Annotated in this window: 22 protein-coding genes and 3 tRNA genes; 10 read left to right on the top strand and 15 right to left on the bottom strand. The window is 61.5% G+C overall.

Annotated elements, in window-relative coordinates:
• The first annotated feature begins 7 nt into the window (after positions 1-7).
• From AB5Y76_RS09515 to AB5Y76_RS09495, 5 genes are all read left to right on the top strand, one after another.
• Positions 8-505, top strand: coding sequence for a peptidylprolyl isomerase (locus AB5Y76_RS09515; RefSeq protein WP_005337417.1), 498 nt, complete (start codon positions 8-10; stop codon positions 503-505).
• Positions 495-1310 carry a DUF4269 domain-containing protein gene (locus AB5Y76_RS09510; RefSeq protein ID WP_263717568.1) on the top strand — a complete coding sequence of 272 codons (816 nt, stop codon included), beginning with the start codon at positions 495-497 and terminating at the stop codon, positions 1308-1310. The genes AB5Y76_RS09515 and AB5Y76_RS09510 overlap by 11 nt, the downstream gene beginning before the upstream one ends.
• A complete protein-coding gene (lpxH, locus tag AB5Y76_RS09505) occupies positions 1288-2019 on the top strand; it encodes a UDP-2,3-diacylglucosamine diphosphatase (protein ID WP_263717567.1) in 732 nt (243 codons plus the stop codon). Before AB5Y76_RS09510 ends, lpxH begins: the two co-directional genes overlap by 23 nt.
• A gap of 256 nt (positions 2020-2275) precedes the next feature.
• Complete coding sequence (locus AB5Y76_RS09500; protein ID WP_019445078.1) at positions 2276-2452, top strand: DUF3606 domain-containing protein; 177 nt, start codon at positions 2276-2278, stop codon at positions 2450-2452.
• Positions 2453-2699: 247 nt separating this feature from the next.
• Positions 2700-2948 (top strand): GlsB/YeaQ/YmgE family stress response membrane protein, encoded by a 249-nt coding sequence (locus AB5Y76_RS09495; protein ID WP_005350930.1) that lies wholly within the window; start codon positions 2700-2702, stop codon positions 2946-2948.
• Between the two features lie 65 nt (positions 2949-3013).
• Here the strand turns inward: AB5Y76_RS09495 and AB5Y76_RS09490 are convergent, their stop codons facing one another.
• Positions 3014-4369 carry a sensor histidine kinase gene (locus tag AB5Y76_RS09490; protein ID WP_263717566.1) on the bottom strand — a complete coding sequence of 452 codons (1356 nt, stop codon included), beginning with the start codon at positions 4367-4369 and terminating at the stop codon, positions 3014-3016.
• A 43-nt stretch (positions 4370-4412) separates the two neighbouring features.
• A complete protein-coding gene (gene tctD / locus AB5Y76_RS09485; protein ID WP_005350926.1) occupies positions 4413-5087 on the bottom strand; it encodes a transcriptional regulator TctD in 675 nt (224 codons plus the stop codon).
• A gap of 222 nt (positions 5088-5309) precedes the next feature.
• Here tctD and AB5Y76_RS09480 point away from each other — a divergent pair, with 222 nt between their 5' ends.
• Genes AB5Y76_RS09480 through AB5Y76_RS09470 form a run of 3 tightly spaced genes read left to right on the top strand, consistent with a single transcriptional unit; the run spans position 5310 to position 8281 of the window.
• A complete protein-coding gene (locus tag AB5Y76_RS09480) occupies positions 5310-6296 on the top strand; it encodes a tripartite tricarboxylate transporter substrate binding protein (protein ID WP_005350924.1) in 987 nt (328 codons plus the stop codon).
• 11 nt (positions 6297-6307) lie between these two features.
• Positions 6308-6739 (top strand): tripartite tricarboxylate transporter TctB family protein, encoded by a 432-nt coding sequence (locus tag AB5Y76_RS09475; protein ID WP_042082375.1) that lies wholly within the window; start codon positions 6308-6310, stop codon positions 6737-6739.
• 9 nt (positions 6740-6748) lie between these two features.
• On the top strand, positions 6749-8281 hold the full coding sequence (locus AB5Y76_RS09470; protein WP_263717564.1) for a tripartite tricarboxylate transporter permease: 1533 nt from the start codon (positions 6749-6751) through the stop codon (positions 8279-8281).
• A gap of 414 nt (positions 8282-8695) precedes the next feature.
• On the opposite strand, the gene AB5Y76_RS09465 is transcribed toward AB5Y76_RS09470, so the two are convergent.
• The 11 genes from AB5Y76_RS09465 to AB5Y76_RS09415 form a co-directional block, all read right to left on the bottom strand.
• Positions 8696-8782, bottom strand: a tRNA-Leu gene (locus tag AB5Y76_RS09465).
• Between the two features lie 41 nt (positions 8783-8823).
• Positions 8824-8897: transfer RNA gene (locus AB5Y76_RS09460), tRNA-Cys, on the bottom strand.
• Between the two features lie 35 nt (positions 8898-8932).
• Positions 8933-9008 (bottom strand) — tRNA-Gly (locus AB5Y76_RS09455).
• A gap of 181 nt (positions 9009-9189) precedes the next feature.
• Positions 9190-9744 (bottom strand): CDP-diacylglycerol--glycerol-3-phosphate 3-phosphatidyltransferase, encoded by a 555-nt coding sequence (gene pgsA, locus AB5Y76_RS09450; protein WP_031227442.1) that lies wholly within the window; start codon positions 9742-9744, stop codon positions 9190-9192.
• A 199-nt stretch (positions 9745-9943) separates the two neighbouring features.
• Positions 9944-11797, bottom strand: coding sequence for an excinuclease ABC subunit UvrC (gene uvrC, locus AB5Y76_RS09445; RefSeq protein ID WP_263717562.1), 1854 nt, complete (start codon positions 11795-11797; stop codon positions 9944-9946).
• Between the two features lie 127 nt (positions 11798-11924).
• Entirely contained in the window at positions 11925-12569 is a 645-nt protein-coding gene (gene uvrY / locus AB5Y76_RS09440) for a UvrY/SirA/GacA family response regulator transcription factor (protein WP_005337448.1), read from the bottom strand.
• A gap of 212 nt (positions 12570-12781) precedes the next feature.
• A complete protein-coding gene (gene kdsB / locus AB5Y76_RS09435; RefSeq protein ID WP_021229372.1) occupies positions 12782-13531 on the bottom strand; it encodes a 3-deoxy-manno-octulosonate cytidylyltransferase in 750 nt (249 codons plus the stop codon).
• On the bottom strand, positions 13528-13716 hold the full coding sequence (locus tag AB5Y76_RS09430) for a Trm112 family protein (RefSeq protein WP_005347033.1): 189 nt from the start codon (positions 13714-13716) through the stop codon (positions 13528-13530). Before AB5Y76_RS09430 ends, kdsB begins: the two co-directional genes overlap by 4 nt.
• An 86-nt stretch (positions 13717-13802) precedes the next feature.
• A complete protein-coding gene (gene lpxK, locus AB5Y76_RS09425) occupies positions 13803-14840 on the bottom strand; it encodes a tetraacyldisaccharide 4'-kinase (RefSeq protein WP_263717561.1) in 1038 nt (345 codons plus the stop codon).
• Entirely contained in the window at positions 14840-16603 is a 1764-nt protein-coding gene (gene msbA, locus AB5Y76_RS09420) for a lipid A ABC transporter ATP-binding protein/permease MsbA (RefSeq protein ID WP_263717560.1), read from the bottom strand. Before msbA ends, lpxK begins: the two co-directional genes overlap by 1 nt.
• A 104-nt stretch (positions 16604-16707) precedes the next feature.
• Complete coding sequence (locus AB5Y76_RS09415; protein ID WP_263717559.1) at positions 16708-18909, bottom strand: DNA internalization-related competence protein ComEC/Rec2; 2202 nt, start codon at positions 18907-18909, stop codon at positions 16708-16710.
• A 27-nt stretch (positions 18910-18936) separates the two neighbouring features.
• On the opposite strand from AB5Y76_RS09415, the gene AB5Y76_RS09410 reads away from it, so the two are divergent.
• Together AB5Y76_RS09410 and AB5Y76_RS09405 are read left to right on the top strand one after the other, a co-directional pair.
• On the top strand, positions 18937-19455 hold the full coding sequence (locus tag AB5Y76_RS09410) for a DUF2062 domain-containing protein (protein ID WP_103251047.1): 519 nt from the start codon (positions 18937-18939) through the stop codon (positions 19453-19455).
• Positions 19449-19952 carry a DUF2062 domain-containing protein gene (locus tag AB5Y76_RS09405; RefSeq protein ID WP_043825728.1) on the top strand — a complete coding sequence of 168 codons (504 nt, stop codon included), beginning with the start codon at positions 19449-19451 and terminating at the stop codon, positions 19950-19952. Before AB5Y76_RS09410 ends, AB5Y76_RS09405 begins: the two co-directional genes overlap by 7 nt.
• Positions 19953-20068: 116 nt before the next feature.
• Here the strand turns inward: AB5Y76_RS09405 and AB5Y76_RS09400 are convergent, their stop codons facing one another.
• On the bottom strand, positions 20069-21259 hold the full coding sequence (locus AB5Y76_RS09400; RefSeq protein ID WP_005350888.1) for an amino acid aminotransferase: 1191 nt from the start codon (positions 21257-21259) through the stop codon (positions 20069-20071).
• Positions 21260-21404: 145 nt separating this feature from the next.
• Positions 21405-22346 (bottom strand): hypothetical protein, encoded by a 942-nt coding sequence (locus AB5Y76_RS09395; RefSeq protein WP_185900003.1) that lies wholly within the window; start codon positions 22344-22346, stop codon positions 21405-21407.
• Positions 22347-22348: the final 2 nt, after the last annotated feature.

The following is a 22348-nucleotide window of genomic DNA, read 5'->3' as shown; positions in this document are numbered from 1 at the left end:
ACATATCATGGTCACTCTGCATACCAATCACGGCGACATCACCCTCACCCTGAACGCTGAAAAAGCCCCGGAAACCGTGGCCAACTTCCTGCAATACTGCCGTGACGGTCACTACGACAACACCATTTTCCACCGCGTCATCGACGGCTTCATGATCCAGGGCGGCGGCTATGCCCCGGGCTTTGAAGAGAAAGACACTCGCGCTCCCATCAAGAACGAAGCGGCCAATGGTCTCTCCAACAAGATCGGCACCATCGCCATGGCCCGCACCATGGAGCCGCACTCTGCCAGCGCCCAGTTCTTCATCAACGTGAACAATAACGACTTCCTCGACTTCAAATCCGCTACCACCCAGGGTTTCGGCTACTGCGTATTCGGTGAAGTGACTGCCGGTATGGACGTGGTCAACAAGATCAAGGGCGTCAAGACCGGTAACTACGGCCGCATCCATCAGGACGTGCCGGTAGAAGACGTGGTGATCACCAAGGTGACCCTTGCTGACTGATCTCTGCCGACTCGGCACTGACAAAACTGCGGCCCCGGCCGCAGTTTTTCCATCTGCCTCCCCCACTGCCAGCCCAAACTGGCGCCGCCTCGACTATCTGGCCCACGGCAACCCGCGCCAGCGCTCGGCCCATGTCCTGCTCACCGCCGGTGTGTGGGATGAGCTGGCCACGCAGTGCAGCGATATGGCGCTGGTGAGCACGCTCGCCATCGGCCTCGATCGGCCGGGCAGCGATCTCGATATTCTCTGCCAGCATGCTGATCCGGCTGCGTTTGCCGCTACTTTTGCAGAGCAAGGCTGGCAGGCGAGCCACAAGGGCGACAATATCTGGCTGCTGGAGCGCACCTTTTCCTGTCTCGACCAGAGCTGTGCTGTTAGCGGTTGCGATAACCGCATCACCAACTGGCCGCTGGAGCTCTATGTCACCCCCGCCCCCATCGAGACGCTGAACGGCTGGCGCCACCTCACTCTGATGGCCGCGTTGCTCGAGCGGTTTGGCGATGCTTTCTACCGCGAAGTGCTGCGTCTGCGCCTTGAAGAGGGATTGAAAGGGGAAGCGGCCATGTGCCGGTTGCTGGGTCTGGCGGGCGATCCTTACGTCGCCCTGCTGACGCTGGAGGGGCGCAATCTGGCCGAGCTGTCATGGCAGCCGCCATCCCGTGACGATATCCATACCTTAACTGGCGCGATGGCGCCCGCAGCGCACTATTCGTCCCCCGTTGTTTCTACTACCTCTGCCACCCCTGTTTGCCCTGTTTCGACCGAGAGCCCGACCCCACATCATGAGCACCCTCTTTATCAGTGACATTCACCTCTCTGCCCAGCGGCCCGATATGACCGCGGCACTGGTGCGCTTTCTCGAGCACGACGCCCCCGGCGCCGATGCCCTCTATGTGCTGGGGGATCTCTTCGAATTCTGGATTGGCGACGATGACCCCAATCCGCTCCATCAGCAGATGGCCGACGCTTTTCTGGCCCTGAGCCAGCAGAACGTGCCCATCTACTTTATCCACGGCAACCGCGACTTTCTGCTGGGCCAGCAGTTTGCCAAGCTCGCGGGGATGACATTGCTGGGTGACCCTTGCGTCATCGACCTCTATGGGGAGCGGGTGGTGCTGAGCCACGGCGATCTGCTCTGCACCCTGGATGAGGGGTATCAGAAGTTTCGCCGCATCACCCAGCTCAAGTGGCTGCGCTGGCTCTTTTTGCGACTGCCGCTCGCCCGCCGTCAGGCCATCGCCTGCAAGATGCGCGGCCAAAGCCAGATGGAAAATGCCCACAAGAGCCAGATCATCATGGATGTGACGCCCGCGGCGGTGGACGACACCCTGCGCGCCCACGACTGCCGGATAATGATCCACGGCCACACCCACAGACCCGCCATCCACGACTTCACCCTCGATGGCCACCCCGCCCGCCGCATCGTGCTGGGAGACTGGTTCGAGCAGGGCTCGGTACTGATCTGCCGCCCAGGCGAGCAGCGCTTGGAAATGCGGGCGCTGGCAGAGGCTTGATAGCCCGCCAGTCCGGTTGACCACCAAGCGCCGGCCCCCCCATCACTCCCCATCGTTCGCGCCATCCGGTTCACTGCCCATCAGGCGCGAGCGAATAAGTGGTGATCGCTCACAGATCAGCAAAGCAAACCTGCACTCCTCCTTCAGTCCCCGGGTTGTGTGAACCCCGTCACCTTGCCCCTTGCCAATTGAGAGGATGATGGCGCTCAGGCAGAAACATCTTTCTCGCCAGCTATTTCAACAAGTTGAGGTTTATATGCCTGACAGCAATGCGGTCGCTCACCCGTTCGATGCCAAGAAGATCAATGTCAACGATCCCTATGAGATGAAGCAGTGGATCAAAATGTTCGAGTGCACCGAAGTCCAGCTGAAACGGGCGGTCAAGGCAGTCGGCACCTCAGGCAAGGCGATCAGAAAACACCTCAAGAAGTGAGGGCACAACCCCGTCACAAACCCGGCCCCGCTTGCGGGGCTTTTCTCATTTTGGCCTTTACGTGGGCCATCCCCGCCCCTGTTTGGCGGCGCACATACCGCCTTTCAACCGCTCATAACCGGACTGTGCAGCCCGACCAGCGCCGGCCGCCGTCCGACAGCTTGTGACCAGCCAGCACCGTCTGGCCCTTCGCATCCCGGCATCCCTGCCTATAATGCGGGCTCAAACACACAGAGAGGATTAATCCATGGGCTTTATCAGCTGGATCGTATTGGGACTGTTGGTGGGTATTCTGGCGAAGTGGATCATGCCGGGCCGCGATGGCGGTGGCTTCTTCATGACCGCCCTGCTGGGGATTGTCGGTGCCATGGTTGGCGGCTATGTGGGTACCCTGCTGGGGCTGGGCTCGGTGACCGGTTTCAATATCCCGAGCATCGCGCTGGCGACCGTGGGTGCCCTTATCGTCCTGTTTGTCTTCAACAAGATCCGCAGCTGACCCCCAACGCCATCTATGTGTAGATAAACAGGGCACCGCGAGGTGCCCTCTCTTTTTTATCGCCCTCACGATGTTGCAAGCGGCAAGATCAGCCTCACCAGCAAGCCCCCCAGCTGGGTGGCCGGCAGCAGCACCACTTCGCCGTGGTGGTAGTGGGCGATATCGCGCACCAGCGCCAGACCCAGCCCCGCTCCCGGCTGTTCACTCCCCTGCTCGAGGCGCTGGAACGGCTGCCAGACCCGCTCCGCCAGTTCGGGGGCGATGCCGGGGCCGCTATCCTCCACCTCCAGCCAGATCTGTCCATTGCTGCGCACCACCCGCGCCGTCACGGTGCCGTGGGGCGGGGTGTATTTGATGGCGTTGTCGAGCAGGTTGGCGCAAAGCTCCCCCAGCAGCAGCGGCTCCCCCGCCACCATGATGGCGGACTCCTCCCCCTCGAAACCGAGATCGATCCCCTTGCTGCGGGCCTGCGCCAGCCGTGACAGACAGGCCTGCTGCACCAGCGCCGTCAACTCGATGGGCTCACGTTGGCGCAGCCCGGAGCACTCGTCCGATTTGAGCCGGGCCAGCAGCAGTAACCGCTCGGTCAGGGCGATGGTGTGATCGAGCCGCACGGCCATGGCATCGAGACTTTCGCTCATCAGGGCGGGATCGCCACTGCCGCGCGCCACCTCCACCTGGGTTTTCAAAATGGTGAGCGGCGTGCGCAGCTGATGGGCGGCATCGGCGCTAAAGCGCTCCTGCCGGGCCACCAGCTGGCGCAATCGGGCCAGCTGGCGGTTGAACGCCTGCACCAGCGGCCGGGTCTCCTGCCAGGGGAGCAAATCCGGCAAGGGGGCAAGATTGGCGGCATCGCGGCGCAGGATCTCCCGCGACAAACGGCGCATCGGGGTGAGCAGCCGTTTGAGCAACAGATAAGCGAGCAGCAGGGTGAGCACCACCAGCGCCCCCTGGGTCAGCAGGGCCGACCAGAGCAACTGCTCCGCCAGCTGCTGGCGACCGAGCAGGGTTTCCGCCACCGTGATGCGGGCCATGCCGTTGACGCCCCCCTCACCTACCGGTTGCAGCAGCATCACGGCGCGGATCGGTGCCTCCTGATAGAGCCCGTCGTAGAAGTAGGCGAGCGCCGGATAGCGGTCGGTCAGCGGCGTACCGACGGGCATGGGGGGCAAGTCGTCAAAGCCGGAGATGACCCTATCGTCGATGCCGCGCACCTGATAGAAGAGGCGATCGCGCATGTTGCGCTCGAAGCTGTCGAGCACCACATAGGGCACATCCACCCTGAGGCTGCCCTCGGCTGCCGTCAGCCGCTCGGCAACGGTGCGGGCCGAGGCAAGCAGGGTGCGATCATAGGCCGAGGTGGCCGCCGCCAACGCGCCGTAGTAGCTGTACCAGGCCGAGGCGGCCCAGAGGATCAGCAAGGGGCCCCCCAGAAACAGCAGCAGTTGATGGAGCAGGGAGCGACTAATGGGAAGCCTCCGGCGCCGCTTCCAGCAGATAGCCGAGACCGCGCAGTGTGGTGATCACCACCCCGCTGCCCACCAGCTTTTTGCGCAGCCGGTGGATATAGAGATCGATGCTGTCGAGCCCTACCTCGTCATCGAGGTTGAACACCTGCTCGAACAGCTGCCCCTTGGCGACCGGCCGCCCGTGGCGGTACATCAGCGCTGTCAGCAGCGCCAGTTCGCGCGGAGTCAAGGCAAGGCGGGCATCGGCCAGCAGAAAATAGCCGTCGGGGTGCAGGGTCAGGCGCCCCAGCCGCAGCTCGGCACCACCGCTTTCGCTGCGTCGCAGCAGGGCCCGCAGCCGGGCATCCAGCTCCCCCAGATCGAACGGCTTGGCCAGATAGTCATCGGCTCCCGCATTGAGGCCGCAGATCCGCTCCTCCACCGCGCCGCGTGCGGTGAGCAGCAGCACCGGCACCCCCTGCCCCCGACTGCGCAACCGGCCGAGTACCGCCAGCCCGTCGAGCTTGGGCATCTCGATATCGAGCACCGCCAGCGCGTACTGTTCGTGGCGCAGCAGGTGGTCAGCCTGAGCTCCGTCAGCCACCCAATCCACCGCGAAACCGGCGCTGGTGAGTGCCCGCGACAGCCAGTGGGCCAGTTCGTGATTATCTTCTGCCAACAGCAAGCGCATCCCTCTCCCCTTGTTCCTAACCGCAGCATTCAGCCACACTGCTTCAACTGCATCCCTTCGTCACTGCTATTGCGGGAGAAGGTGCGATCAGGGTCACACTCCCGGCTCTTGGTCAGCGATTGAAAGGTGAATGAAAGGTTGTTGTTTTAACAATTTCGCATCACTTCGTCTATCGACGGAGTCACACCCAGGAAAAACAACGACAAGATGGAGCACACAACCATGAAGCAACGCACACGTCATGCCCTCGCCCTGCTGACCCTGCTCGGCGCCCTGCCACTTCAGGCGGCCGAAAGTGCCACGACCCCGAGCCGTACCGAATGCATCGCACCGGCCAAACCGGGCGGTGGTTTCGATCTCACCTGCAAGCTGCTGCAGGTGAGCCTGCAGGAGACCGGTACCATCGACAAGCCGATGCGGGTCACCTATATGCCGGGCGGAGTCGGCGCCGTGGCCTACAACGCCATCGTGGCCCAGCGCCCTGCCGAGGCGGGGACCGTGGTCGCCTTCTCCGGTGGCTCCCTGCTCAACCTCTCACAGGGGAAATTTGGCCGTTACGGGGTGGACGATGTGCGCTGGCTGGCGGCGGTTGGCACCGATTACGGCATGATCGCGGTGCGCCACGATGCCCCCTATCAGAACCTCAAGGAGCTGGTGAGCGCCATGGAGCGCGATCCCAACAGCGTGGTGATCGGCGCAGGCGCCTCCATCGGCAGTCAGGACTGGATGAAGACGGCGCTGCTGGCCAAACAGGCCGGGGTTGACCCGCACAAGATGCGCTACGTCGCCTTTGAAGGGGGCGGCGAGCCGGTCACCGCGCTGCTTGGCAACCATGTGCAAGCGGTCTCCGGCGATCTGAGCGAGATGGTGCCCTATATCGGCGGCGACAAACTGCGGGTGCTGGCGGTGTTCTCTGCCGAACGGCTGCCCGGCAAGCTGGCCACCATCCCCACCGCCAAGGAGCAGGGTTATGACCTGGTGTGGCCGGTGATCCGCGGCTTCTATGTCGGCCCCAAGGTGAGCGACAGCGAATACCAGTGGTGGAAGCAGACCTTCGATCAGCTGGTGAAGACCGACACCTTCAAGGCGCAGCGGGATCTGCGCGGCCTGTTCGAGTTTGACCTCACCGGCGAGGCGCTCGACAGCTACGTCAAGGAGCAGGTGGCGCAATATCGCGAGCAGGCCAAAGCCTTCGGTCTGGCCAAATAGGAGCCACAGCCATGAGCGATCGCATCTTCGCCGCCATCTGGCTGCTGCTCTGTCTGGCAGGCGCCGCCATCGCCTGGCAGATCCAGAGCGAATACAGCTATGAGCCGCTGGGGCCGCGCCCCTTCCCCCTCGGCATCATCGGCCTGATGGCGCTCTGCGCCCTGTTGCTGCTGCGCCGCCAGCCGGACACCGTTACCTGGCCGCCGCTGCGTACCCTGCGCCACCTCGCCATCATGGTGGTGGCGCTGGCCGGGTACGGTGCCAGCTTCGAGTGGCTGGGCTTTCCGCTGGCCACCACCCTGCTCACCTTTGTACTGGGGCGCCTGTTTGGCGCCTCTGCCAAAGCCGCCCTGCTCTCCGGCGTCGTCGGCGGTCTGGTGCTCTATCTCGCCTTCGACCGGCTGCTGGATGTCACCCTGCCCCTCGGCGTCTGGTTCTCTTAAGGAGTCAATATGGATACCTGGATGTACCTCTCCCAGGGATTTGCGGTGGCACTCACCCCGGAGAATCTGGTGATTGCCCTCATCGGCTGCTTTGTCGGCACCGTGGTCGGCCTGCTGCCGGGCCTTGGCCCCATCAACGGGGTCGCCATCCTGTTGCCGCTGGCTTTTGCCCTGAAACTGCCCCCCGAATCGGCGCTCATTCTGCTCGCTACCGTCTATATCGGTTGCGAGTATGGCGGGCGGATCTCCTCGATCCTGCTCAACGTGCCGGGGGATGCCGCCGCCATCATGACCGCGCTGGATGGCTACCCCATGGCCCAGCAGGGCAAGGCTGGAGTGGCCCTCTCCATCTCGGCGGTCAGCTCCTTTGTCGGCTCCATGCTCGCCATCGGCGGGATCATTCTGTTCGCCCCGGCGCTGGCGCGCTGGTCACTGGCCTTCGGCCCGGCGGAGTATTTCGCCCTGATGGTGTTCGCCATCGCCTGCCTTGGCAGCATGATGAGCCAGAACCCGCTCAAATCCTTTATGGCGGCGCTGATTGGGCTGGGGCTCGCCACCGTCGGGGTGGATGCCAATACCGGCGTCTATCGCTTCACCTTCGACAGCGTTCACCTCTCGGACGGGGTGCAGTTTATCGTGGTGGTGATCGGCCTCTTCTCGGTGAGCGAGATCCTGCTGATGCTGGAGCACACCAGCGGTGGCGGCAAGCTGGTGCGCACCACCGGACGGATGTTGTTCAACTTCAAGGAGCTGGTCCATTGCACCGGCACCATGTTGCGCTCCTCCACCATCGGCTTCTTCGTCGGCATTCTGCCCGGCGCCGGTGCCACCATCGCCAGTGCCATCACCTACATGACCGAGAAGCGACTGGCAGGGCCCAATGCCAAATTCGGCGAAGGGGACATTCGCGGCGTGGCCGCACCGGAGGCGGCCAACAACGCGTCAGCCTGCGGCTCCTTTATCCCCATGCTGACACTGGGAGTGCCGGGGTCGGGTACCACAGCAGTGATGATGGGGGCGCTGACCCTCTATAACATCACCCCCGGCCCCACCATGTTCACCGAACAGCCCGATGTGGTGTGGGGACTGATCGCCGCCCTCTTGCTGGCCAACGTCATGCTGCTGGTGATGAACATCCCCATGGTGGGGCTCTTTACCCGCATGCTCTCCATCCCGCTCTGGTTTTTGGTGCCCGCCATCGCCAGCGTCTCGGCGGTGGGTGTCTATGCGGTGCACAGCACTACCTTCGATCTGCTGCTGATGGTGGCCCTCGGGGTCTTTGGCTACCTGCTGCGCAAGATGCACTTCCCCATGTCACCGCTCATTCTGGGCTTCGTGCTGGGTGAAATGCTGGAGCAGAACCTGCGCCGCGCCCTCTCCATCAGCAATGGCGACACCACCATCCTGTGGAGCAGCGGCATCAGCCAGACCCTGCTGGTACTGGCCATTGCAGTGATCACCCTACCCCCGCTGGTACGCCTGCTGCGCCGCCGCAAAGCCAATCCGCTGATCCCGGACGCCCACCCGGAGCAGGGAGCCTGATCCGATAGAAAGATGACGGGATATATTGATATAAAAGGGCGAGATCTGAACGATCTCGCCCTTTTTAACAGACCGCATCCATCTGTCACTAATGGTATAAAAACACCCAATATATCAACGCTAATCGCCCCGCTTTCTCTGACACTTCAAGAGCCTCAAATTGACGTCATTCAACAAGTGTTATGAGCAAGCTGAAACGTTGCACGGAGGAATTCAAACTGGCCGCAGTATCCCTTGTACTCGCTCTGTATTCCCCACCGAGTCAGGAGGTGGGCAAGCCTGATAGTGAGCTTGAGCTGGCAAGTAAAAGCCGCAGGCTCTACCGGACTACACCTGTGTGGCTCAAATGTGGACTCGGAGGAAAAAGAAAAAGGCCACTATTTCTAGTGGCCTTTCGTAACTCTTTGATTTTAATGGTGCCCGAGGCCGGAATCGAACCGGCACGACGCGAACGTCGAGGGATTTTAAATCCCTTGTGTCTACCGATTTCACCACTCGGGCACCGCAATCGGTATCAAGCTCGCGTGGCGGGCTTGTCAATATGGAGGCACGTTCCGGAGTCGAACCGGACTAAACGGATTTGCAATCCGCTGCATAACCGCTTTGCTAACGCGCCATGCAAAAGAGAGTTGGCTCTCTATTGTCTGAATTTGGAGCGGGAAACGAGACTCGAACTCGCGACCCCGACCTTGGCAAGGTCGTGCTCTACCAACTGAGCTATTCCCGCATTGGTCTGGCTGACTGCCTGACTACGAGGACGCATTCTAGCGATGTTCCTCGCCCAGTCAACCAGAAATATTTAATTACCTGATCGTTCGGGCATTTTTTACCCTTTTTGAACAGTTTTAGCGCCTTTGGCCGTTTCCTGCCTCAAATCAGCGGAAACCTCACCTTGCAGCGCGGGTGACTCACAAGTTAGCGTGGTGGGTCAGATCGCCCCAGGCGGCCTTCATGTACTGGAACATCGACCAGAAGGTGAGCACGGTGGCGACATAGAGCATCACATAGGCGAGCCACACCATCCAGACGTTGTATTGCCAGATAAGACCGGTGAGCGACACCATCTGGATCATGGTCTTCCACTTGCCAATCCAGCTGACAGCCACCGAGGAGCGTTTGCCGAGCTCGGCCATCCACTCACGCAGGGCGGAGATGATGATCTCGCGGCCAATCATGGTCATGGCGGGGATGGTCACCCAGATGGTGTTGTAGTGTTCGACGATGACCACCAGCGCGGCGGCGACCATGATCTTGTCGGCAACGGGGTCAAGGAAGGCGCCAAAGGCGGTGGACTGATTGAGCTTGCGAGCCAGATAGCCATCAAACCAGTCGGTGGCAGCGGCCAGAATAAAGATGATGGCGGCAGCCAGATAGGACCATTGATAAGGCAGATAGAACAGGATGACGAAGACGGGAATGAGCAAAATCCGGAAAAACGTCAACAGGTTAGGTATATTTGTCATTATTTTCAGCCACTTCTTGTACGTCGCTACATAGTGCGCCAAAGCCGATTTGCGATGCAACCGCACTGGCGCCCGTCTTGGTCTTTTTAATCCATCAATCTTCTCAAAATGCGAGGGCCATTATGGCATTTACGGCCCCCCCGCGTCACGGCTCTTGTGCATCAAGGAGTTAGCGATTTTGCCATGCCGCTAACCCTGCTCAGGCGCTGTGCAAGCCATCGTGGATGGTCTGGGCCAGCTCCTGACTGATGCCAGGTACCTTAGCCAGTTCATCCACGCTCGCCTTTTTGACCTCCTGCAGGCCGCCCAGATATTTGAGCAGTGCCTGCCGCCGCTTTGGCCCCACCCCCGGAATATCCTCCAGACTGCTGCTGGTGCGGGCCTTGGCCCGTCTGGCCCGGTGGCCGGTAATGGCAAAACGGTGGGATTCATCGCGAATATGCTGAATAAGGTGCAAAGCGGGCATATCTGCCGGCAAATGCAACTCTTCGTGACTCTCCCCCATGATGAGAGTTTCCAACCCCGCCTTGCGGGTGACCCCCTTGGCAATCCCCACCAGCAGCGGATATTTGCCGCCGAGGAACTCCAGCTGACGGGCCAGGATCTCTTCGGCGCGGCGCAACTGGCCGAGGCCACCGTCAATAAACAGCACGTCCGGCACCTTGTCCGGCTCCTGCTGCTTGCCAAAGCGGCGCTCCAGCGCCTGCTCCATCGCCGCGTAGTCATCACCGCCGGTGATGCCGTCGATGTTGAAACGACGATATTCCGATGAGAGCGGTCCCTCCCGGTTGAACACCACGCAAGAGGCCACGGTGCGCTCCCCCATGGTGTGGGAGATATCGAAACACTCCATGCGAGCGATGGGGCGCTCAAGCTCCAGCAGCTCTTCCAGCTGATCGTAGCGGGCGGTGATGGTGCTCTTGTGAGCCAGCCGTGATCGCAGCGCCGTCTCGGCGTTGATGGAGGCGAGCTTGATAAAGCGGGCCCGTTCGGCGCGGGTTCGGCTCACAACCCGCACCTTGTAGCCTGCGGTCTGGCTCAGGGTCTCGGCAATGACACTCTCGTCCTCCAACGCCACGTCGAGCAGCACCTCGCTCGGGATCTGCCGTCCCCCCTGCCCCGACAGATAGAACTGCAGCAGGAAGGATTGCACCACCTCGTCAAGCGGGGTGTCAGCCGGCACTTTCGGGAAGTAGCTGCGCGATCCGAGCACCTTGCCCTGACGGATAAAGAGCACGTGGATGCAGGCCGCACCTTGCTGGAAGGCGACCCCCACCACATCCAGCTCGTCCAGCACGTTGCCGCTCACCGACTGCTGTTCGGTGACCCGGCGCAGCGCCAGGATCTGATCCCGATAGCGGGCTGCCTCTTCAAAGCGCAGATCGCCGCTGGCGGACTCCATCTTGCCCACCAGCTCGCCAATCACCTGCTGGTTCTTGCCCGCCAGAAACAGTTTGGCCAGCTCCACCTGCTGGGCATATTCGGCTTCGCTCACCAGTCCAGGAACACAAGGGCCAGCGCAACGCTTGAGCTGGTAGAGCAGGCAGGGACGGGTGCGGTTGGCATAGACCGCATCTTCGCACTGACGCACCGGAAATATTTTCTGCATCAGATGCAAACTCTCGCGCACCGCGCCGCCAGAGGGGTACGGACCGAAGTACTCCCCCTTCACCTTGCGGGCACCGCGATGGACGCCGATACGCGGATGTTGGTGCGCGGTGATGATGATCCAGGGGTAGGATTTGTCGTCCCGCAGCAGCACGTTGTAACGGGGCTGGTACTGCTTGATGAGATTGTGCTCGAGGATCAGCGCCTCGGTCTCGGTGTGGGTGACGGTGACCTGGATATCGGCGATCTGGCGCACTAGGGTGCGAGTCTTGATGCTGTCGACGTTGGTGCGAAAGTAGGAAGCGAGCCGCTTTTTCAAATCCTTGGCCTTGCCCACATAGATCACGGTGCCACCGCTGTCATACATGCGGTAGACGCCACTTTGATGGGTGACGGCGCCCAGAAACGCCTTGCTGTCGAAGAGATGTTCGGGAGAGAGGGTCATCAGCTACTCGGCTCACACAAAGGCAAAAATTGACGGGCAGAGCATACTGCCCCCGCCGCCTGAAAAGCAAAAGGGCAGAAAAGCAAAAAGGCGGCACGCGCCGCCTTTGTGACCACACGCCACCCGATTAGAGGGTATCGGCATCCAGCATGCCATAGCGAATGGCCAGATGGGTCAGTTCCACGTCACCGTTGATCCCCAGCTTGCTGAAGAGACGATAGCGGTAGCTGTTGACCGTCTTCGGGCTCAGGTTGAGCTGCTCGGAGATATCGGTCACCTTCTGCCCCTTGGTGATCATCATCATGATCTGCAGCTCGCGCTCGGAGAGGGACTTGAAGGGATTCTCGTCAGCGGAGGCAAACTGGCTGAGGGCCATCTGCTGGGCAATCTCCGGGGAGATGTAGCGCTGACCGGAGTGCACCAACCGGATCGCCTGGATCATCTCGTCAGGGGCAGCCCCCTTGGTCAGGTAACCGGCGGCGCCGGCCTGCATCACCTTGGTGGGGAACGGATTTTCTGAATGAATGGTCAGCACTATGATGCGCACATCGGGGCGGATCCGCAGAATTTTGCGGGTCGCTTCCAGACCACCAATACCCGGCATGTTCATGTCCATCAGGATCACGTCCGGATGGTGTTGGCGACAGAACGTAACTGCGGTCTCGCCGCTCTGTGCCTCGCCCACCACCTTGATCCCGCGCACATCTTCAAGAATGCGTCTTATCCCTGTACGCACCAGCTCATGATCATCGACCAGGAATACATTTATCACCCAAACACCCCGTTTTATCTCGTTTTAGCCGCCCGGTTAGGGTTAACAGGGCGTCTTGCATCATAACCAAACTCGTCGCTTTGGCAAACCATGCACGCCAAAAGTTTGAGAAAACCCATGTTTAGCGTTTAAAATCAAATAATTATATAAATTTTCAAAACAAAAAACGGTGCCTTGCGACACCGTTTTTCATGACGTTAGTGCTGTGGCCATCACTTGGCCAAAAAGGCGCGCACCTTCTCCAGATCGGCCTGGGTATCCACCCCGACCGGCGGCGCTTCAAGGGCCTGGGCGACGTGGATCTTCTCCCCGTACCAGAGCACCCGCAGTTGCTCCAGTGCCTCGACCTGCTCCAGCACGCTCGGTGCCCAGTCTACGTAACGCTGGATAAAGCCGGCGCGATAGGCGTAGATACCGATATGACGCTGGTAGTGGTCACCAATCTGCTCGTGACTGTTGGCAAAGCGATCCCGATCCCAAGGAATGCTGGCGCGACTGAAGTAGAGGGCGTAGCCATCCTTGTCAGTCACCACTTTCACTGCGTTCGGGTTGAACGCCTCTTCGGCATCCTTGATCGGCACCGACAAGGTCGCCATCGGCGCCGTGGCAGCGGCCAGATTGTCCGCCACCTGACGAATGATGGCGGGCGGAATGAGCGGCTCATCCCCCTGCACATTGACGATGATGGTATCGGCGGCAAAGCCGTAGTGACGGCACACCTCGGCCAGACGCTCGGTGCCGGACTGGTGATCCGGTGAGGTCATGCACACCTCGACGCCGGTGCTCTGCAGTGCCTGCTGCACCCGCTCGTCATCGGTGGCAACGATCACCCGATCGGCACCGGATTGCAGGGCTTTCTCCACCACGTGCTGCACCATGGGCTTGCCATGGATATCCGCCAGCGGCTTGCCCGGCAGACGAGTTGACGCATAGCGGGCAGGAATGACGACGACGAAACTCATGACGGCAGCTCATCGCTGTTGAGCGGACGGGCACGGTTCTCCAGCAGTACCGGAATCCCCTCCTCCAGCGGATAGGCCAGCTTGTCGAAGCGGCAGACCAGCTCATGAACTGCTTTGTTGTAGTGCAGCTTACCCTTGCAGACCGGGCAGGCGATGATGTCGAGCAACTTGATGTCCAAAGCCAAAACGATACTCCTTCAACGATGTCGCGCTGGCGGCTTCATCACGCCAGCGATGGATGTCGAGCAACCAGATATTCCATACGGGACCGCTATCGGTCCACTTCTCCCCCGCTCAGGCGAGAGAGATAATCTTGTGCCTTGGTTACGCCTTGCGCCTTTCCAGTCGCGCTCAACTTGTGCAACAAGGTATCGAGCAAGGAGGCGGGCAACTCGGCACTGACCGGCAGATACCACCAGTTTTCGAGGGCAAACGCGCGGCACTTGACCGCATCCTTCTCGGTCATCAGCAGCGGCTTGCTGGCAAAGCGGCCCACCAGCTCATCCCGATCGAAGGGGTGGTGATCGCCGTAGGCGGCCTGCTGATCCAGCTGATAGCCGAGCCCTTCCAGGGTGGCAAAGAAGCGGGGCGGATGACCGATCCCAGCCAACGCATCGACCGGCCCCGACAAGGGGGCGGCAAGCGGTGCATCGTCGCGCACCCGGCGCGGGGTATCGGCGACCAGTTGCATGGGGTACTCCCCCTTGCCCGGCTCGCCGCCGTTGCAGATGATGGCGTCCACCCGTTTGAGTCGAGTGACCGGCTCGCGCAGCGGCCCCATGGGCAGCAGGCAGGCATTGCCGAAACGGCGCGCTCCGTCCACCACCACCAGCTCGATGTCGCGGGCCAGCCCGTAGTGCTGCAGGCCGTCGTCGGTGATGATGATATCCACCTCACCGCTCTGCTCCAGCAGTCGTACCGCGTCGGCCCGTTTCGGGGCAACCACCACCGGACAGCCGCAGCGCCGGGCAATCAGCACAGGCTCATCTCCGGCCTGCGCCGTGGTGCTGGTCTCATCAAGCCGATAGGGGTAATGGGGCGCCTTGCCGCCATAACCACGGCTCACCACCCCGGGACGATAGCCGCGGGCTTGCAACTGCTCCACCAGCCAGACCACCACCGGCGTCTTGCCGTTGCCGCCCACCGAGATATTGCCCACCACGATCACCGGCAAGGAGGAGCGATACCCCTTGCGCCAGCCGTGGCGATAGGCGTAGCGGCGGGTGCCGCTGATGATGGCAAACAGCAGGGCAAAAGGGGCCAGCAACCAGCGCCAGCCACTTTTGCGATACCAGAGCCGTTCCAGCATCAGGACTTGTTTCCTGCATTGCCAAACTGAATGGCACGCAGCTGGGCATAGGTGCCGCGCTGCTCCATCAATGCTTCGTGGTTCCCGCGCTCGACGATATGACCTTCGTCGATCACCAGTATCTCGTCCGCCTTCTCGATGGTAGAGAGACGGTGGGCGATCACCAGCGAGGTACGCGCCTTGCAAAGCTCGTCGATGGCCGCCTGAATGTGGCGCTCGGATTCGGTATCGAGGGCCGAGGTGGCCTCATCCAACAGCAGAACCGGCGCATCGCGCAGCAGAGCGCGGGCGATGGCAACACGCTGGCGCTGACCACCGGAGAGGGATGCACCGTTCTCGCCAACCACAGTGTCATACCCGTTGCTCATCTTGCTGACGAACTCGTCGGCATGAGCGATACGGGCGGCCTGCACGATCTGGTCGCGGCTGTATTTGTCTTCTGCCGCGTAGGCGATGTTGTTGGCCACCGAGTCATTGAACAGGTGGACATGCTGGGAGACCAACGCGTACTGCTTGCGCAGCTCGCTCAACTTGTATTCGCGGATGTTGATGCCGTCGAGCAGGATCTCGCCCTGATCGATGTCGTAGAAGCGGGTCAACAGGCTGGCAATGGTACTCTTGCCAGAGCCGGAACGGCCCACCAGCGCCACCGATTTACCCGCCTCCACCTTGAAGCTGACGTTGTGCAGCGCCGGGGTGTCCTTGGTCGGGTAGGTGAAGGTGACGTTGCGAAACTCGATCTCGCCGCGGGCACGCTCCAGAGTGCGGGTGCCGGTATCCTGCTCCGGCTTGGTGTCGAGCAGGCCAAACAGGCTGTGGCAGGCGGTGATGGCGCGCTGGAACTGGTTGTTGACGTCGGTCAGGCTTTTCAGCGGCTTGAGCAGCATCATCATGGAGGTGATCATGACGGTAAACGTACCGGCAGTCAGAGTTGACTTGACGCTGTCAATGGTCGCGACGTAGAGGAAGGCCGCCAGCGCGATGGAGGCTACCATCTGCACCACCGGGCTGCCGATGGCATCGGCGGCGACCATCTTCATGGTCTGCTGGCGCATGTTGTTGCTGACCTGGAAGAAGCGTTTCTCTTCCACCTTCTGGCCACCAAACATCAGCACCTCTTTGTGCCCTTTGAGCATCTGCTCGGTGGAGGTGGTGATATCCCCTACCGCCTGCTGGATGTGACGGCTGATCTGGCGGAAACGGCGGCTGATAAGGCCGATGATGACCCCCACCAGCGGGCCAACCACCAGGAAGATCACCGACAGTTGCCAGGAGTGCCAGAACATCAGGCCGAGCAGGCCGACCACGGTCGCCCCTTCCCGCACCAGGGTCACTAGCGTGGTGCTCGCCGCCGAGGAGACCTGACTGGCGTCATAGGTCACCTTGGAGAGCAGATGACCGGTGTTCTGACGGTCGAAGAAGCTCATCGGCATCGCCACCATGTGATTGAACACCTGCTGTTGCAGACGCATCACGACGTGGTTGCCGACCCAGGCCATGCAGTAGTTGGAGAGAAAGTTGGCGACACCGCGCAAGGCCACGATGCCGAGGACGAAGAAGGGCATCCATTTCAAAACGGTGCTGTCGTTGCCATTGATGCCCTGATCGATCAGCGGCTTGATGGAGTAGACAAAGGTGGTATCCACGGCGGCGTAGCCCAGCATCCCGATGATGCCACCGACCAGGCCCAGCTTGCGATCACGGACATAACCGAGCAGGCGTTTGAATACTGGCCAGCTCTCTTGTGAGGTTTCTTGTTGCATGAATAGCCGTTAGTAATGGAAATGACGGGCTATTCTAGCCAAAGCGCAGGCTTACACCAAGCGCCGCCACCTATATCGCATTCCTACACGGCAGAAATGGCCGATTATTGCTCAAACCACACTCGCGGTCGCCACCAGTCGCCACTGCGCCGGTACCAGGGCCCCACATCTCGCTCGGCGGTGACGCGCAAGCCCGCTGCGGTGGGTTCGACCAGCACCGCCCCTTGCTGACCGGTGATCCACTGGCGGGCATCCCGATAGCGGGCTACTACATCGGGACGGGGAAAGCCCCACTGATTCATAAAACCGGCGCTGTGGATCACCTCCTGCGCCGCTACCGCCGCGACAAACGGGGGCGTGGAGGAGGTGCGGCTGCCATGATGGGGGCTCACCAACAAGGTGCTGGCCATCCCCTCCCCCTCCAGCGCCACCAGCCGCTGCTCGGCTTGCCGCTCGATATCTGCGCTCAGCAGCACGCTGCGCTCGCCATCGCTGATGCGCACCACGCAGCCATCGTTATTGCGCCCGCCACCGGGGCGCTCGGGCCAGAGCACTGCAAACGAGAGCCCCTGCCAGCGCCACTGTTGCCCACGCTGGCAGAGCGTCGTTCCCTCACTGAAGGGGTAAGAGGAGAGCTCGTGGCGCACCGCCATGGCGCTGAGCAGTCGCTTGCGATTGCCGGCATGGTCCCGATCCTTGTGGCTGATAATGAGACGATCGATGACCCGGATCCCCAGATGGCTCAGCTGGGGTAGGATCACCGCATCCGCCATGTTGTAGCCTCCGGGATAGCGATCACCGGTGTCATAAAGGATGGCGCGCTCCCCCTTGCTGATCAGCACCGCCAGCCCCTGCCCCACATCCAGCACCCGCAGTTGCCAGCGGGCAGGCGTTGGCCAGAGTGCCAACACCAGCGCAAGGGCGCCCGGTAACCAGAGCCAACGTGCCGGGCGCCACTGTGCGGCGAACCAGAGCAGCAACAGCAAGGTGCAGAGTGGCAGCCACCAGCCGGGCAGTGGCCACCACAGTTGCAGTTGATCGGCCAGCCAATTCAGGCTCGTCAGCACCCAACCGAGCGCCAAATCCGCCAGCCAGAACAGGACATAGGCAAGCGAGGTGAAGAGCGGCGCCAGCAGCACCCCAATCAACGCCAGCGGGATGATGGCGATACAAAAGAGCGGCACCGCCAACAGGTTGATCACCATGGCAAGGGGCGCTATCCCCTCGAACAACGCCAGTTGCAGCGGCAGCAGACCGAGCAGCAGCCAGAGCTGGATCTGCCAGAGCCCCGGCTTGTCGTGGACATATCCCACCAGCAGCAAGATGGCCACCGCCAGAAACGAAAGCCAGAAGCCGGCCGAATAGAGGGCGAAGGGATCCCAGAGGGTCAATACCACAAAGGCCCACAGCCAGATGCGCCAGGCCGGCCACTCTCGCCGGCTCCAGCGCAGCACACTCCACACCAGCACCATGATCAGGGCCCGCTCGGTCGCCACCGCAAACCCGGCCAACGCGCTGTAGACGGCGGCAAACAGCAGGGAGGTGATGATGGCGCCGCGCAGACCAAACAGCCTGCCCAGCCACCACCCGAGCACCGCCACCAGCGCGATGTGTTGCCCTGAAATGGCGATGATATGGGTCAGACCACTGCCGCGAAACAGCTCCCACTGGGTATCCGTGATACCGCTCTGCTCGCCAAAAGTGAGCGCCGCCAGCAAGGGGGCATAGTCAAGCGGACGCCAACTCTCAGTCGCGGCCCCCAACCAGCGTTCGCGCCAACCCGCAGGTGCCTGTTGAATATCTATCACCCGACGCAGATTGCCGGTGGCGGTGATCCCCTTGCCCAGCAGCAGACGCCGCCCATCCAGCCCCGCCTCGTTGGCCAGACCGTGAGCCGGTTTCAACGAGGTCACCAGGGTGATCCGGCTGCCTACCGTCATGGCGGGTAATGCCTGATAGGCATTGACCCGGATCAGGGGCTCAGGTGTCACCGGTTGCTCGTCGAGTGTGCTCACCCGCAGCAGCAGCCGGACAAATTTATCCCCCTCGGGCTCTGCACTTTGCAGTTGTGCGGTTATCATGTGGCTCGTCTGATCGCCCAACCGCTCCAGCCAGGCCAGCCGATAGGCAAGATTGGCCTGCATCCAGAGGATGCCAAGCAGGAGAAACAGCCACCGCCAGGCACGGCAATATGCAAGGGGGATCAGCAGGGACAGCAACAGGCCCCCCCATGCGAGTGAAGGTAACCATGGCCAGAGCAGTGAGGAGCTTGCCCCCAGGGCAAACGACAACAGACGCAGATCCATGGAGCAAGTATTTAGCAAGGTTTCAATATGCCCAAACGACTCATTAAACGCTGGATGCCCGATCAGCAAACCCTGAAAGAACACAAGCACCTGCGGCTGTTCGGCAAACTGCTGCTCGATGCCAACCTCTGGCACCTCAACCGCCGCTCGGCTGCCGGGGCATTTGCGGTGGGCCTCTTCATGGCCTGGGTGCCGCTCCCCTGCCAGATGCTGCTGGCTGCCGGTGGCGCCATCCTGTGCCGGGTCAATCTGCCGCTCTCGGTGGCGCTGGTCTGGCTCTCCAACCCCTTTACCATGCCGCCCCTGCTCTATGGTGCCTATCTGGTGGGTTGCCAGTTGCTGGGACATTCGGCGCAGCAGATAGAGATTGAATTCACCTGGGACTGGCTGGTCTCGGTATTGGGCACAGTGGCACCGCCGCTGTTGCTGGGCTCGCTGATCCTGGCCCTGCTCAGTTCCCTTATCGGCTACACCCTGATCCGCACCTTCTGGCGGATCAGTACGGTGCGCCAGTGGCAAAAACGCAAGATGGCCCGCCCATGCTGAGTCGCTGGTTTGCCCGCTTCAAGCTCGATCCCGACACCCTGCGCCAGCAGAAGTGGTTTGCCCTGTTTGGTGAACGGCTGCTTGCCCCCGCCCTCTGGCAAGGGGGCACCCGCGCCCTGAGCGGCGCCGTAGCGGCCGGGATCTTCGCCTGCTGGTTCCCCATCCCGATGCACTCACTCATCGCAGTCGGTCTGGCGCTGGCATTCAGCCTCAACCTGCCGCTGGCACTGCTGGCGGTCTGGTTCAACAATCCGCTGACCCTGCCATTCATGTATCTCTACGCCTATCGCACCGGTTGTCTGGTACTGCACCAGACACCGGAGCCTTTCCACCTCAGCTGGACCCTCCACTGGCTGGAGCAGGAGGCTGCGACCCTGGTGCCCCCCTTCCTGCTCGGCAGCCTGCTGCTGGCGGTACTCACCGCCCTGAGCGGCGGCGCCCTGACCGCGCTGCTGCTGCAACTGCGCAAACTGTGGCAAGGTGCCCGCCAACAGTGAGCCCACCTTCCCATCGTTTGACGATCAGCCGTTGGCGATCAAAAAAGCCCGTCACCAAGGTGACGGGCTTTTTCATGGCATAGTGCTGCATAGTGCCAGAGCATCAGGCGATGCGATTACAGCACCTTGGCAATGGCCTCGCACAGGGGATCGATATTGGCGCGGGTAATACCGGCGACGCTGATCCGGCCTGAGCCGACGATGTAGATGGCAAATTCGCTCTTGAGGCGCTCCACCTGATCCTTGGTGAGACCGGAGAAGGAGAACATGCCGTTCTGCTCGCGGATAAAGCTGAAATCCTGGCTCACGCCGAGGGCAGCCAGCTTCTCGACCAGCAGCTCGCGCATCTCGCGAATACGCACCCGCATGGCAGCCACTTCTTCGACCCACTCGGCATAGAGAGCCGGATCGCTCACCACGGCGGTGACCACAGCGGCGCCGTGTGACGGCGGGTTGGAGTAGTTGGCACGAATGACGGTCTTGACCTGAGTGAAGGCCACATCGGCGATCTCTTTGGTCGCGCTCACCAGCGTGAAGGCGCCGACCCGCTCGTTGTAGAGGCCGAAGTTCTTGGAGAAAGAGCTCGCCACCAGCAGCTCGTCATGGCACTCGGCGAAGATTCGCAGGCCTTCGGCATCCTCTTCGATACCACGGGCAAAACCCTGATAGGCGAAGTCAAACAGCGGCAACCAGCCGGCAGCAGCACTCTGCTTGGCCAGCGCGCGCCACTGATCACTAGTGGGGTCGATACCGGTCGGGTTGTGGCAGCAGCCGTGCAGCAGCACCAGCTCACCCGGCTGCACTTCGGCCAGCGAGGCCTGCATGGCAGCAAAGTCGAGCCCCTTGGTGGCGGCGTCGTAGTACTTGTACCACTTGACGGTCAGACCGGCGGCCTGGAACACGCTGACGTGGTTGGCCCAGGTGGGATCGGAGATCCAGATGGTCTTGGCCAGACCGTTGCGCACCACGAATTCGGCCGCGATACGCAGGGCACCGGTACCGCCCGGCGCTTGGGCGGTCTTGGCGCGGCCGCTGGCAACCAGCGCAGAATGCTGCCCGAACAGCAGTTGCTGTACGATGCGGCCATATTCGATATTGCCTTCAATACCGAGGTAGTTCTTGGTCTTCTCGTCAGTCAGCAGCTTCTGCTCGGCTTTCTTGACGCAGTGAAGAATGGGGGTAGCACCGGACTCGTCCTTGTAGATCCCTACGCCCAGATTGATCTTGTGGCTGCGAGAGTCAGCGCGGAAGGCTTCGGTCAGGCCCAGGATCGGATCCGCTGGGGCGGCAACAACCTTTTCAAACATGGTATTCCCTGTATTCCGTTGAGTTCGTTGGGTGGCAAAGCGGCTTGATAAACAAAAGCGCTCATCTGGCGAGCGCTTCGTTAACTCTTTATATCACCGCGTTCAATGGGGGAAAACCGCTTTTTGGCTCGCTTTCAGGCCAATTTCAACCAACGGCATGCCACGCTGGCGCCAGCGCACACACCTCGGCCGACAAGCCACCATTGGACTCAACCAAACCGCTACAAACTGCTAACAATGACTTGGGGATCCGGCTCGGTTCCCAGGGCCGGGCCTCAGTCAAAGGTTGGGCATACGCGCTCAGGATGGGAGCCAGATCACGGGGCAGCCACCAGCTGGCCGGACGACCCAAGCGCTGGGCCAGCGCCTGCAGCCGATCCACCCCGGCAGGGTCAAGGGCGGTGAGATGACTCCACAGCACATTGGGGGGCAAGGCGGCCACCACCTGCTGCAAGGCGAGAGGAGCCGATGGGGGAGCCCACACCAGCAAGGTGCCAGCATCAAGGGGCAACTCAGCAAAGGCGCCGACGCTATCTGTGGTGATCACCCGCTCGATACTCCCCTCCCCCCACAGGATCTTGCCAAGACCCGCCAGGGTGCGCTCGGGTAGGGCCACCTCCCCCAGCGCCTGCAACCAGGGGGCTGCGTCGATCAGGGTGCCGCCGCTGAAAAAGAGGCTGAACGGCTGGGCTGCGCGCAAGCGCAACAGCTGATCGGCACAGAGCCGGATCCCCTTGTCCTCGAAATCGATCTGCTCGTTGGGGGTGAAGTTCACCTCGCTCTTGCGATAGAGCGCCGCCAACACTCGCTCGTTGACCTGCTCCCCCAATTGCCAGCCCTGAGCATGCAACCACTCCTCGGGCTCGGGGGGCGCGGTGGCGATCTCGGCCAGCATCAGCTCGCGGGTGAGATAGCGCCGTCCGGCCGGGGTGAGCTCATAGCTGTGGCTGCCATGGGCGAGCAGCAGCTGGTTATCCTTGAGCAGGCCCACCAGCGGTTGCCACTGGCGGCCACGGATCACCACAGGTGAGTGGCTCAGCAACTGCTGCGCCAGTGCCCGCCATTCGGGGTGACTAAAGTCGATCAATT

The sequence above is a fragment of the Aeromonas sp. R1-2 genome (genome assembly GCF_040908505.1).
GTDB lineage: Bacteria > Pseudomonadota > Gammaproteobacteria > Enterobacterales > Aeromonadaceae > Aeromonas > Aeromonas veronii.
This window is presented reverse-complemented; position numbering and strand designations above follow the sequence as displayed.